The following is an 11,824-nucleotide window of genomic DNA, read 5'->3' as shown; positions in this document are numbered from 1 at the left end:
GCCGAATCCCATCGGGGGATACGCGGCCTTTCGGTGACGCCATGCTGCGGATTTCCCGCGACCTCTCCATCGACGAGAACGACATCGATATCTCCTTCGTCCGCGCCTCCGGCCCGGGCGGGCAGAACGTCAACAAGCTCTCGACCGCCGCGCAGTTGCGGTTCGATACGCGCCGGATCACGCTGCCGGCAGATGCTGTGGCGCGGCTGAACCGGCTCGCCGGACAGCGCATGACCAAGGATGGCGTGATCGTGATCCATGCCCAGCGCTTCCGCACCCAGGAGCGCAACCGCGCCGATGCCATCGACCGCCTGCTCGAATTGCTGCGCGAGGCCATGGTGCGGCCCACCCCGCGGCGGGCGACCCGGCCGACGCTGGGATCGAAACAACGCCGGCTGGAAGGCAAGAAGCGCCGCAGCGACGTCAAGGCCAAGCGCGGTTCGGCGCGATTCGACGATTGAGGCCATTTTGCGCTAAGCCGCGTGCAACGCGATGGCGCTTTGTTCCACCAAAAACAGCCCGCTACTACCAACGCTTGTTCGCGACGACTTAAGCTTGATCCGCGCCAACGGTAACAGTCATGCAAAAACGACGTGCGGCACTTGTCATGGGTCTAGCATTTTGCAGCGCGACATCGATGGTCGTTGTCGCGTCGGCAGAGATGTCCCTGCCAGCGGCAAAGCCGGCGGACGGTGCCGCGCTGTTCAGGCAGCAATGCGCGACATGCCACACGACCAACGCCTCCGATCCGGCGCGGCAAGGACCGACCCTTTTCAATATCGTCGGACGCGAGGCCGGAACGATCGAGGGATTTCGCTATTCGGCGGGTTTTGCGACTGCAAAATTCAAATGGGACGAGCAGAAGCTCGACGAGTGGCTGACGAATCCGCAAGCGATGATCCCGGGCGCGGTCATGGCTTACAGACAGCCCAAATCCGAAATTCGCATGGCGATCGTGAGCTATCTCAAGGAGCTGCACTGAATGGCAAAGCCGGTCCACTCGATGATTCGCGTGCTCGACGAGGCCAGATCGCTCGACTTCTACGCCCGCGCTTTCGGGCTCGAGGTCGCCGATCATCTCAAATTTGCGGACTTTACGTTGATCTATCTGCGTCATCCGTCGTCGTCTTTCGAAGTCGAGCTGACGGTGAATTTCGATCGCAAGCAGGCCTACGAACTGGGCGACGGCTACGGCCACCTCGCCGTGGTGGTCGACGATCTCGACGCCGAACACGCCCGTTTCGCGCGGGAGAAATTATCGCCGGGGCCGCTGCGCGATTTCAAGCATGACGGCGCCACGCTGGCGCGCTTCTTCTTCGTCTCCGACCCCGACGGCTACAAGATCGAAGTGATCCAGAAAGGTGGTCGCTTCGGCTGAGCGCTTAGAACCAACAAGAAAACATCCCAAAAAAATTCCCAAAAACATTCAACGGAGGATACCCATGAGAGAAATCGACCGACGAAGCAAATTCAATCGCCGAATCTTTCTGCAGGGTGCGGCGAGCGCCGTTCCGGTCGCCGCCGTTGCGGCGAGCGCCGGTCTCGGCATCGAGGACGCGTGGGCCGCGGACGCGACCACGCTTGCTCCCGCGACGTTGAAGACCCTCGTGAAAGTGGCGCGCGATATCTATCCGCACGACATGCTGGTCGACAGCTACTACATCACCGCCATCAAGCCGTGGGACGCCAAGGCGGCGAAAGATCCCGCCGTCAAGGCGCTGCTGGAGGATGGCGTTCGCCGTCTCGACCAGGACGCGCAGGACCGGCACAAGGTTGCCTACGTTCAAGTCCCCTGGGAGGCCGACCGCGTCGTGCTGCTGCAGGGCATCGAGCAGACCGACTTCTTCAAGAAGGTCCGCTCCGACCTCGTGGTCTCGCTCTACAACCAGGAAGAGCTGTGGCCGAAATTCGGCTACGAGGGCTCGTCCGCCGAACATGGCGGCTACATCAAGCGCGGTTTCAACGACATCGACTGGCTGCCGAAGGTCTGAACACGACATCGGACAGAACATCAGTTGGGAGGATATCAAATGGCAAAATTCGATCTGAATGACGATGGTGTGGTGGTGATCGTTGGCTCCGGCGCCGGCGGCGGAACGCTCGGCAACGAACTGGCGCAGAAGGGCGTCAAGGTCGTGATCCTCGAGGCCGGGCCAAGGGTCGAGCTGCAGGACTTCATCAACAACGAGTGGGAGAGTTTCACGCAGCTGGCGTGGACGGACATGCGGACGACATCCGGCAACTGGCGCGTCGCCAAGGATTTCGCCAACCTGCCGGCGTGGATCGTCAAATCGGTCGGCGGATCGACGGTGCATTGGGCCGGCGCGTCGCTGCGGTTCGACGAACACGAATTCCGGGTCAAGAGCACGTACGGCGGCGTGCCCGGCGCCAATCTCTTGGACTGGCCGATCACGCTTGCCGAAATGGAGCCCTGGTACGCCAAGGCCGAAGACAAGATGGGCGTCACCCGCACCAACAACATCCCGGGATTGCCGGGCAACAACAATTTCAAGGTGATGGAAGCCGGCGCCAGGAAGCTCGGCTACAAGGAGGTCCACACCGGACGGATGGCGATCAACAGCGAGCCGCGCGACGGCCGCGGCTCATGCCAGCAGATCGGGTTTTGTTTCCAGGGCTGCAAGTCCGGCGCGAAGTGGTCGACGCTTTATACGGAAATCCCGAAGGGCGAATCGACCGGCAACCTTGAAGTCCGTCCCGGCAGCATGGCGCTCAAGATCGAGCACGATGCAGCGGGCAAGGTCACGGGCGTCGTCTACGCCGACGAGGCCGGAAAGACGCAGCGCCAGAAGGCGCGCATCGTCGCCGTCGCCGGCAATTCGATCGAGAGCCCGCGCCTGCTTCTCAACAGCGCGTCCAGCACGTTCCCCGACGGCCTCGCCAACAGTTCCGGACAGGTCGGCCGCAACTACATGCGTCACATGACCGGCAGCGTCTACGCGGTCTTCGACAAGTCGGTTCACATGTACCGCGGCACCACCATGGCCGGCATCATCCGCGACGAGGCCAAGCACGATCCGTCGCGCGGCTTCATGGGCGGCTATGAAATGGAGACGTTGTCGCTGGGCCTTCCCTTCATGGCGGCGTTCCTCAATCCGGGCGCGTGGGGCCGGCCGTTCACCTCGGCGATGGAGGGGTATCCGCGGATGGCCGGGATGTGGCTGGTCGGCGAGGACATGCCGCAGGAAACCAACCGCATCACGCTCGATCCCAAAGCCAAGGACAAGTTCGGCATGCCGGTCGCCAGCGTCCACTACGACGATCACCCCAACGACATCGCCATGCGCGACCACGCCTACAAACAGGGGGCGGCGGTTTACGAGGCGGTCGGCGCGACCGTGACCTATCCGACCACGCCTTATCCCAGCACCCACAATCTCGGCACCAACCGCATGAGCGCCAAGGCCAGAGACGGTGTCGTGAATAAATTCGGCCAGACCCACGATATCAAGAATCTGTTCGTTTCCGACGGCAGCCAGTTCACCAGCGGCGCGGCCTGCAACCCGACGCTGACCATCGTCGCGCTTGCCATCCGGCAGGCGGACCATATCGCCGGCGCCATGCAGCGAAAGGAAATCTAGCACGGCACCACGTGGCCAACCCGGATACGCCAACGGCGTGTCCGGGGTCCGTTGAAATCCGCCGGCGCCAAGCCGTCCGCGATTGATGCGGCTATTCGGCCGCGACCAGCCTCGGCGCAGCGCCCTCGAGAAAATCGGGCGTCGCCGCCGCGGCCTTCGACCGATAGATCAGGCAGGAACAGCGCAGCAGCGAAGCGAAATTATGCACTTCGCCGCAATGATCGAGCACCTCGCTGTGCAGGCATGAGAGGAATTTCGCGAGACTCATGTCCTGCTTGCTCGCTATTTCCTCCAGCGTATCCCAGAACGCCATCTCCAGCCGGATCGACGTGCAATGGCCGTCGATCCGGAGCGATCTGGTCTGCGATTCATAGTCACGTTGAGGCTGGTGAGCGAACAGCTGGCACATTTGCATCCCTCCCGACGTTTTTATAACTTTTCCAAACGATATACCCAGTCGGCACGGCTCACAACGTTCCGTTCCCGAAGCTGCGCCGGTACCAAACCGCACGCACGAGCAGACCGCATCCCTTTGCTTCCCCGCGTCTTTTTTGTGGCGATCGTTTGGGTTCAGCTTGCGCGGACCGGTTGCAAGCAGTGGTGCCGCGGCCAGAACCAGCCGATCGGCACTGTTTTGGCGTGAACAGCGGGGAGAGCCGACGAAACCGCCCGGGTATTCAGTGACCTCGCCCTCCCGCCGCCGGGCGAAAGCGCCTAGATTGGGGCTTCCGTTTCGCCCGAGTCGCCCAGAACCCATGCCCGTCCGCCAACTCCCAGAACAGATCGTCAACCGCATCGCCGCCGGCGAGGTGGTCGAACGTCCGGCGAGCGTGGTCAAGGAGCTGGTCGAGAACGCCATCGATGCCGGCGCCAGCCGGATCGACATTTTCACCGACGGCGGCGGACGGCGGCGGATCGGCATCACCGACGATGGCAGCGGCATGAGCTCAGGCGATCTGGCGCTCGCCGTGGACCGCCATGCCACTTCCAAGCTCGACGACGAGGATCTCTTGCGGATCCGCACGCTGGGGTTTCGCGGCGAGGCGCTGCCCTCGATCGGTGCGGTGGCGAAGCTCGGCATCACCACGCGCCATGGCTCGGAACCGCATGCCTGGTCGCTGTCGGTCGAAGGCGGGGTGAAATCCGCGATCATGCCGGCGGCACTCAGCCATGGCACCCGCGTCGAGGTCAGCGATCTCTTTTACGCAACGCCGGCGCGGCTGAAATTTCTCAAGACCGACCGCACCGAAGCGGAGGCGATCCGCGAAGTGGTGCGTCGGCTGGCCATGGCGCGGCCCGACATTGCGTTTGCGCTGGCCGGCGAGGAGCGCGCGCCCGTCACCTGGGCCGCAGCATTGCCTGGCGCTGCCGGCCGGCTGACGCGGCTCGGCGACATCCTGGGCAACGATTTTCGCGGTTGCGCAATCGAAGTGCGGGCCGAGCGCGAAAGCGTCGTGGTCGAAGGCTTCGCCGCCGCACCCTCGCTGACGCGCGCCAACGCGCTCGGGCAATATCTGTTCGTCAACGGCCGCCCCGTTCGCGACAAGCTCATTCTCGGCGCGGTGCGCGCGGCCTATTCCGACTATCTGCCGCGCGACCGCCATCCCGTCGTCGCGCTGTTCGTGACGCTGGATTCCGCCGAGGTCGACGCCAACGTGCACCCCGCCAAGACCGAAGTGCGGTTCCGCAATGCCGGCCTGGTGCGGGCGCTGATCGTGCACGCGCTGAAGGAAGGCCTTGCCCGCGAAGGCAGGCGCACCGCGGCCAACAGCGACGGCGCCGCGCTCGCCTCGTTCCGCCCGTCGTTTGCGCCGCGCGCCAATTGGGACTGGCGGCGCTCGCCGGCCTATCCGGTCGGACCCATGCCCGCTTTCGAAGGCTCGGCGGCAACCGCCTTCGCCGAACCCGGACAAGCCGCGTTCGACGTCGGCACGCCCACCGCCGACGTGCGCTTCCAGGAAGACGTGCCGGCCGATCTGCTCGACCGGCCGCTCGGCGCAGCGCGGACGCAGATCCACGAGACCTATATCGTGTCGCAGACCCGCGACGGCCTGATCGTGGTCGACCAGCACGCCGCGCATGAGCGCATCGTCTACGAGAGGCTGAAGGCCTCGCTGGCGAAGAACGGTGTGCAGCGGCAGATTTTGCTGATTCCGGAAATCGTCGAGCTCGACGAGGCCACCGTCGAGCGGCTGCTGGCGCGCGCCGACGAACTGGCCTCGTTCGGCCTTGCGATCGAATCCTTCGGCCCCGGCGCGGTCGCGGTGCGCGAAACGCCGTCGCTGCTCGGCAGGACCAATGCCGGCGCGCTGCTGCGCGATCTCGCCGAGCATATGGAGGAATGGGACGAGGCGCTGCCGCTGGAGCGGCGCCTGATGCATGTCGCCGCCACCATGGCCTGCCACGGCTCGGTGCGCGCAGGCCGTCGCCTCAAGCCGGAAGAGATGAACGCGCTGTTGCGCGAGATGGAAGACACGCCGAATTCCGGCCAGTGCAACCACGGCCGGCCGACTTATGTGGAATTGAAGCTGGGCGATATCGAGAAGCTGTTCGGGAGACGGTAGAGGCGGACCGCCTCAACACGACAAGCTGTCATCGCCCCGCTTGACCGGGCGATCCAGTACGCCGCAGCGGTCGAGATAAATTACCAAAGCCTCTGGAATACTGGATGCCCCGCTTTCGCGGGGCATGAGAGTTAGGGTTGGGCTGGCGGCTTGCGAATTCAGCCAAACTTCAAAATCACAAACTCCGTATCGTCGTACACCCGCCGCTCCAGTTCCTCGAAACCATCCGGTGTGGCGAATTCCGCCGCCTTGGCTTCTTCCACCACCAGCAAGGCACCCGGCGTCAGCCAGCCGCCATCGCGCAGCGAGGCCAGCGCTTTCTCGGCGAGCTTCATGCGGTAGGGCGGATCGAGGAACACGAGCGAGAAGGGCTCCATCGGGTGCGCCGGGCCGAGGTCGGTCGCATCGCGGCGGTACACTTTTGTCACACCGCCGAGTCCCAAAGCCTCGACATTGTTGCGGAGCAGCGCCCTGGCCTCGGCGCCGTTGTCGACGAACAGCGCGAACGCAGCACCGCGCGAGACCGCCTCGATGCCCAGCGCGCCGGTGCCGGCGAACAGGTCCAGCACCCGCGCGCCCTCGATCGGATCGTCATAGGCGTGGATGAGAATATTGAACAGCGACTCGCGCAAGCGGTCCGCGGTCGGGCGAATGTCGCGCGACGACGGCGACGCGAGGTTGCGGCCCTTCAGCCGTCCACCGACGACACGCATCGCTAACCTATTCGTCCTTTGGCTTCAGGTCGCGCTTGCCGTGGTAGCCGCGCTGTGGACGGCGCGGCGGGCCGTAGCCTGAGGCCTCGGCCTCGTTGCGCGCCCGTGCCTCCTCGCTGCCGGTACGCTGCACCAGCACGCGGCGGCCCTTGCGGTCGGCGATCAGTCCGCTCTTGCCGGCCGGCTTGAACGGCTTTTTCTCGCGCGGTGCGGTATCTTCACTCTCGGATGCTGCCAGCGGCTCGCCCGGCATTGGCCGGTTGAAATCCGCGCCTGCGAGGGCTGCGATCTTTTCGCCGAGCTGCTCGCGCAGCACGCGCGTCTTGACCTCCTCGACCTCGCCCTCCCCGAGTTCGGCCAGTTGGAACGGACCGTAGGACACCCGGATCAGCCGGTTCACCTCCAAGCCGAGATGCGCCAGCACGTTGCGGACTTCGCGGTTCTTGCCTTCGCGGATCGCAAACACCAGCCAGACATTGGCGCCCTGGTCGCGCTCCAGCGTCGCATCGATCGGGCCGTATTTGACGCCGTCGACCTCGACGCCCTTCTTCAGTTCGTCGAGCTGGCCCTGCGTCACCTCGCCATGGGCGCGGACGCGGTAGCGCCGCAGCCAGCCGGTATCCGGCAGTTCGAGCGCGCGCGCCAGACCGCCGTCATTGGTCAAGAGCAACAGGCCCTCGGTGTTGAAATCGAGCCGGCCGATCGAGATCAGCCGCGGCAGCCCCTCCGGCAGGTTGTCGAACACCGTCGGCCGCCCTTCGGGGTCGGCATGGGTGGTCATCAGCCCGCGCGGCTTGTGATACAGAAACAGCCGGGTGCGCTCGCGCGGCGGCAATGGCTTGCCATCGACGGTGATGACGTCGTTGGCGGTGACATCGAGCGCCGGCGAATTGATGAGCCGGCCGTTGACGGTGACGCGTCCCTGCACGATCCATTCCTCGGCGTCGCGGCGCGAGGCAAGTCCCGCCCGCGACAGCACTTTCGCAATGCGCTCGCCGGATTTCTTCTCGCGCGGCGGCCGCGCGGTACGCCGCTCGTCGGGCGCGCGCTCGCGATAGGCGCCGCGGCCGCCGAACGCCGGGCGCTTGGCGAAGACCTTGCTGTCGTTCTCGTTGTCGCGGCGCGGCCGATCGGAATCGCTGCGCGGATGCTCCTGCCAGGAGGTGCCGCTTTCGCGCGGACGATCGAATTTCGGCCGCTCGCGAAACGGACGATCCCCGGAGGGGCGGTCCTCGCGGGGACGCGAAAACCGCGGACGCTCGTCGCCCCCGCGGTCCTCACGTGGCTTATCGAAACGCGGCTTGTCGTAACTGCGCTTCTCGAAATTTCGCGCGCCATCGCGCGGCGGACGGGCGTTGCGCCCGACATGCTCAGGTGAACTGGCATCGCGCTTCTGCCACGGTTTTGACTCGCCGCGATCGTCCGCTCCGCTAGTGCGCTCCCTGCCCCGATCCGGGCGGCTGCCGAAATCCTTGCGCGGACCCCGGTCCGGCGCGCCGCGCGGCGAAAACTTCTTGGCGCCGCCGAACTTTCTCTCGGGCCGATCGCCATCACGCGATGGCCGCGCACTATAGGGGCGATCTCCCCGCGGGCGGTCGCCGTCCTTGCGAAAACCCTCGCCGCGCGGGGTATAGGGTCGCTTCTCTCCGCCGCCTTCCCGTGGCGTGTAGGGCTTTTTTTCGCCGAATTTCCTGTCCTGGAAACGGGAGGCCGGACGGGCCTCGCCGCGCGGTGCGCGGTCATCGCGTTTGAAATTCGGACGATCGCCGCGCGGGGTATAGGCACGCTTTTCGCTGCCACGATCCTCACCGCGGGGACGGTCGTCGCGGTTGAAGCGCTGCGGACGATCGCCAACAGGACGATCGCCGCGAGACCGCGGCGCGTCATCCCGGTCGCGGCGCGGCGGTGCGCCTTCGCGCTTGCCGGCGTAAGGTTTGCCGGCGCCCGCATAGGGCTTCTTGTCATACGACCTTGCGCCCTCGGACTTGCCGGCATAGGGGCGCTTGTCACCCTCGCTCTTGCCCGCAAACCCGCGCTTGGCGAACTTCTTCTCGGGCCCCCGTGCGGCGCCGGAGCGGCCCTTACCGCCTCCCTTGCCGGCTCCCGGCCGATCACGCCGGCCGCGGGAATCGTTGTTTTTGTCGTTATCGCGGGGCATGAATAGTCTCTCGTTGATAGATGAAATGGCGATCAGGCGGATGTGGATGGGCTGTCACAGCGATAACGCGCGCGCTCTTGGCTCAAGGCGCAATCTCACGCAAAACCGGTATCCACTTTTGCTGAATGGTCCTCCAGTAGCAGGTTTCTTCCGATGATACGAGGGATGACCGCGCCTTCTTTCATGGATTTGGCGCTGAAAACGGCGAAAAACGCCGCAAAAGCCGGTGAAGTGCCGATCGGGTGCGTCATTGTCAGGGATTACGAGGTTATCGCCGCGGCCGGCAACCGCACGCTGACCGACCGCGATCCGACCGCGCATGCCGAAATCCTGGCGATCCGCCAGGCCGCCGAGGCCATCGGGACCGAGCGGCTGGTCGATTGCGATCTCTATGTCACGCTGGAGCCCTGCACGATGTGCGCGGGCGCGATCTCGTTTGCGCGGATCAGGCGGCTGTATTACGGCGCCGCCGACCCCAAGGGCGGCGCGGTGGAGTCCGGCGTGCGGTTTTTCACCTCGCCGACCTGCCATCATGTGCCGGACGTGTATTCGGGGGTGGGAGAAACCGAGGCGTCGACGCTGCTGAAGGATTTTTTCAGGGTGAGAAGGTGACCCTCAGATCTTGTCATTCCGGGATGGTCCGTCAGGACCAGACACGGAATCTCGAGATTCCGGGTTCGCTGCGCGCCCCGGAATGACGGCGAAAACTACCCCGCCACAAAAAACGCCTTCAGCGCCTTCGCGGTCGCGTCCGGATTTTCCTCGGTCAGAAAATGCCCGGAATCGACAGGAGCACCGGAGACGTCGGTCGCCCAATTCTTCCAGGTGTCGAGCGGCGTCGCCGCTGAGCTGGCGATGCCGGCATCGCCCCACAGCGCCAGCATCGGGATGGTGATCTTGTTTCCCGCGTCATGATCTTTCTTGTCGATCTCGAAATCGGCATAGGCGCCGGCGCGATAATCCTCGCACATCGCGTGCACGCGCGAGGGATCGCGGAACGCGGCGAGATAATGCTCCAGCGCGCGCTTGTCGATCGCATCGAGATTCTTTGATTTGGTCTGGCTCGCCATCTTCTGCTTGAGGAAGAAATCCGGATTGCCCGATATCAGCGTTTCCGGCAGCGGCGCGGGTTGCGCCAGAAATGTCCAGTGATAGATCTTCAGCGCATAGAGCCGGTTCATGCGCTCCCAGTAATCGTAGGTCGGCAGGATATCGAGCACGGCGAGCCGCGACAGCCGTCCGGGATGATCTAGCGCGAGGCGATAGGCGACGCGGCCGCCGCGATCGTGCCCGGCGAGCGCAAAATGCACATGGCCAAGCTGCTCCATCGCCTCGATCATCGTCTGCGCCATCGCGCGCTTGGTGTAGGGCGTGTGATCCTTGTCGCTGTCGGGCATGTCCGACCAGCCATAGCCCGGCAGGTCGGCGACGATCAGCGTGAATTTGTCGAAAAGCTGCGGCGCGACGCGGTGCCACATCACATGGGTTTCGGAAAAGCCGTGCAGCAGCAACAGCGGCGGCCCCTTGCCGCCGACGCGGGCGAAGACGCGCCCGGAGCTCGTGTTGATCCATTCGGAAGAAAAACCGGGAAACAGGTCGGCGAGATCGGGCATCTCTTTGGCACTCCTGCGGGCCGTCGCGACATCGCCGCTTTCGGCGATGAGCTCTTGCTTCAAACTTTGTTTGTCGTTGCCGCTGGCACGTCCCGGATATATGCCATCCGGCAAGTCCGACCAACAACAAACCAGAACGGGGAAATGCCATGTCGATCGACTTCGAGATACCGGCCGAAGCCAAGGCGATCCGCGAAAAAGTCCGCCAATGGGTGCAGGAGGAATGCATCCCGGCCGAAAAGGAACTGGACACCAGGCCGTTCGACGAGGTGCTCGGCAGGCTGCGAACCAAGGCCCGCGCGCGGGGGTTGTGGTGCCCGTTCGTGCCGAAGGAATATGGCGGCATGGGCCTCGGCCCGCTCGCCAACGCGCTGGTGCAGATGGAGCTCGGCGAAAGCATGCTGGGCGCGCTCTCAATGAACACGCAAGGCCCCGATGATGCCTCGATGCTGACGATCCTCGCCCATGGCTCGGACTATCAGAAGGAAAGATTCCTCAAACCGCTGTTGAACGGCGAGAAGCGCATCTGCTTCTCGATGACGGAAAAGGCCGCCGGCGCCGACGCCACCGGCATGCAGACATCGGCTGTCAAGGACGGCAACGAGAATTACATCCTCAACGGCGAGAAGTGGTTCTCGTCTTCGGCGAGCGTCGCCGACATCGCGCTGGTGATGGCCAGGACAGATCCGAGCGCGCCGCGCCACAAGCAATATTCGACCTTCATCGTCGAACTGCCGAACCCCGGCTACCGGATCAAGCGCAACATCAAGAACATGGCGATCGAGGGCCCGCATGCCGACGCCATTCACGGCGGCCATTCCGAAATCGAGATCAGGGACCTCAAGGTGCCAGCCGACAATCTGCTCGGCGGCGAAGGCAACGGCTTCAACATGGGCCAGCACCGTCTCGCCTATGGCAGGCTGCGCCACGGCATGCACAACATCGCCAAGGCTCAGCGCGCGCTCGACATGGCGGTGGCCCATGTGACAAAGCGCTCGACCTTCGGCGTGCTGCTCGCCGACCGCCAGGCAGTGCAGTTCATGCTCGCCGAATGCGCCAGCCAACTTTACATCGGGCGGCTGATGCTGCTGCACATCGCCTATAAGGCCGAAAAGGGCATGGACCTGACGCAGGAAAACTCGATCGCCAAGGTGTATCTCGCCCATATGGTGCACCA

At 64.4% G+C, this 11,824-nt stretch carries 12 protein-coding genes; 8 read left to right on the top strand and 4 right to left on the bottom strand.

Annotated features, from left to right (window positions below; genetic code table 11):
* Nucleotides 1-41 precede the first annotated feature (41 nt).
* The 5 genes from arfB (at nt 42) to QZ213_RS15945 (ending at nt 3,599) form a co-directional block, all read left to right on the top strand.
* Nucleotides 42-461, top strand: coding sequence for an alternative ribosome rescue aminoacyl-tRNA hydrolase ArfB (gene arfB, locus QZ213_RS15965; protein WP_291687054.1), 420 nt, complete (start codon nt 42-44; stop codon nt 459-461).
* Between the two features lie 200 nt (nt 462-661).
* Entirely contained in the window at nt 662-982 is a 321-nt protein-coding gene (locus QZ213_RS15960; protein WP_291687053.1) for a c-type cytochrome, read from the top strand.
* Entirely contained in the window at nt 983-1,378 is a 396-nt protein-coding gene (locus QZ213_RS15955; protein WP_291687052.1) for a VOC family protein, read from the top strand.
* A gap of 64 nt (nt 1,379-1,442) precedes the next feature.
* On the top strand, nt 1,443-1,991 hold the full coding sequence (locus tag QZ213_RS15950; RefSeq protein ID WP_291687051.1) for a gluconate 2-dehydrogenase subunit 3 family protein: 549 nt from the start codon (nt 1,443-1,445) through the stop codon (nt 1,989-1,991).
* 39 nt (nt 1,992-2,030) lie between these two features.
* Nucleotides 2,031-3,599, top strand: coding sequence for a GMC family oxidoreductase (locus QZ213_RS15945; protein ID WP_291687050.1), 1,569 nt, complete (start codon nt 2,031-2,033; stop codon nt 3,597-3,599).
* 91 nt (nt 3,600-3,690) lie between these two features.
* Here QZ213_RS15945 and QZ213_RS15940 read toward each other — a convergent pair whose 3' ends face one another.
* Nucleotides 3,691-4,008: a ribbon-helix-helix domain-containing protein gene (locus QZ213_RS15940; protein WP_291687049.1), complete on the bottom strand. Its 318-nt coding sequence runs from the start codon at nt 4,006-4,008 to the stop codon at nt 3,691-3,693.
* A gap of 346 nt (nt 4,009-4,354) precedes the next feature.
* On the opposite strand from QZ213_RS15940, the gene mutL reads away from it, so the two are divergent.
* The gene (mutL, locus tag QZ213_RS15935; RefSeq protein ID WP_291687048.1) at nt 4,355-6,163 is read left to right on the top strand and encodes a DNA mismatch repair endonuclease MutL; all 1,809 of its coding nucleotides are present in this window, start codon (nt 4,355-4,357) and stop codon (nt 6,161-6,163) included.
* A 158-nt stretch (nt 6,164-6,321) separates the two neighbouring features.
* Here mutL and rsmD read toward each other — a convergent pair whose 3' ends face one another.
* A complete protein-coding gene (rsmD, locus tag QZ213_RS15930) occupies nt 6,322-6,876 on the bottom strand; it encodes a 16S rRNA (guanine(966)-N(2))-methyltransferase RsmD (RefSeq protein ID WP_291687047.1) in 555 nt (184 codons plus the stop codon).
* 7 nt (nt 6,877-6,883) lie between these two features.
* The gene (locus QZ213_RS15925) at nt 6,884-9,034 is read right to left on the bottom strand and encodes a pseudouridine synthase (protein WP_291687046.1); all 2,151 of its coding nucleotides are present in this window, start codon (nt 9,032-9,034) and stop codon (nt 6,884-6,886) included.
* Between the two features lie 153 nt (nt 9,035-9,187).
* On the opposite strand from QZ213_RS15925, the gene QZ213_RS15920 reads away from it, so the two are divergent.
* Entirely contained in the window at nt 9,188-9,646 is a 459-nt protein-coding gene (locus tag QZ213_RS15920; protein WP_291687045.1) for a nucleoside deaminase, read from the top strand.
* A 95-nt stretch (nt 9,647-9,741) separates the two neighbouring features.
* Here the strand turns inward: QZ213_RS15920 and QZ213_RS15915 are convergent, their stop codons facing one another.
* Complete coding sequence (locus tag QZ213_RS15915) at nt 9,742-10,647, bottom strand: alpha/beta hydrolase (RefSeq protein WP_291687044.1); 906 nt, start codon at nt 10,645-10,647, stop codon at nt 9,742-9,744.
* Between the two features lie 149 nt (nt 10,648-10,796).
* On the opposite strand from QZ213_RS15915, the gene QZ213_RS15910 reads away from it, so the two are divergent.
* The coding region (locus QZ213_RS15910; protein ID WP_291687043.1) for an acyl-CoA dehydrogenase family protein at nt 10,797-11,824 on the top strand (1,028 nt) is incomplete at its 3' end.

The sequence above is a fragment of the Bradyrhizobium sp. genome (genome assembly GCF_017881085.1).
Classification (GTDB): domain Bacteria; phylum Pseudomonadota; class Alphaproteobacteria; order Rhizobiales; family Xanthobacteraceae; genus Bradyrhizobium.
Note: the sequence above shows the minus strand (reverse complement) of the source record. Positions and strands in the feature narration are given on the sequence as shown.

Bases quoted from the DNA above. Each gene is read 5' to 3' on its own strand.
- arfB (WP_291687054.1), top strand. From the start codon at position 42: ATGCTGCGGATTTCCCGCGACCTCTCCATCGACGAGAACGACATCGAT.
- QZ213_RS15960 (WP_291687053.1), top strand. From the start codon at position 662: ATGTCCCTGCCAGCGGCAAAGCCGGCGGACGGTGCCGCGCTGTTCAGG.
- QZ213_RS15955 (WP_291687052.1), top strand. From the start codon at position 983: ATGGCAAAGCCGGTCCACTCGATGATTCGCGTGCTCGACGAGGCCAGA.
- QZ213_RS15950 (WP_291687051.1), top strand. From the start codon at position 1,443: ATGAGAGAAATCGACCGACGAAGCAAATTCAATCGCCGAATCTTTCTG.
- QZ213_RS15945 (WP_291687050.1), top strand. From the start codon at position 2,031: ATGGCAAAATTCGATCTGAATGACGATGGTGTGGTGGTGATCGTTGGC.
- QZ213_RS15940 (WP_291687049.1), bottom strand. From the start codon at position 4,008: ATGTGCCAGCTGTTCGCTCACCAGCCTCAACGTGACTATGAATCGCAG.
- mutL (WP_291687048.1), top strand. From the start codon at position 4,355: ATGCCCGTCCGCCAACTCCCAGAACAGATCGTCAACCGCATCGCCGCC.
- rsmD (WP_291687047.1), bottom strand. From the start codon at position 6,876: ATGCGTGTCGTCGGTGGACGGCTGAAGGGCCGCAACCTCGCGTCGCCG.
- QZ213_RS15925 (WP_291687046.1), bottom strand. From the start codon at position 9,034: ATGCCCCGCGATAACGACAAAAACAACGATTCCCGCGGCCGGCGTGAT.
- QZ213_RS15920 (WP_291687045.1), top strand. From the start codon at position 9,188: ATGATACGAGGGATGACCGCGCCTTCTTTCATGGATTTGGCGCTGAAA.
- QZ213_RS15915 (WP_291687044.1), bottom strand. From the start codon at position 10,647: ATGCCCGATCTCGCCGACCTGTTTCCCGGTTTTTCTTCCGAATGGATC.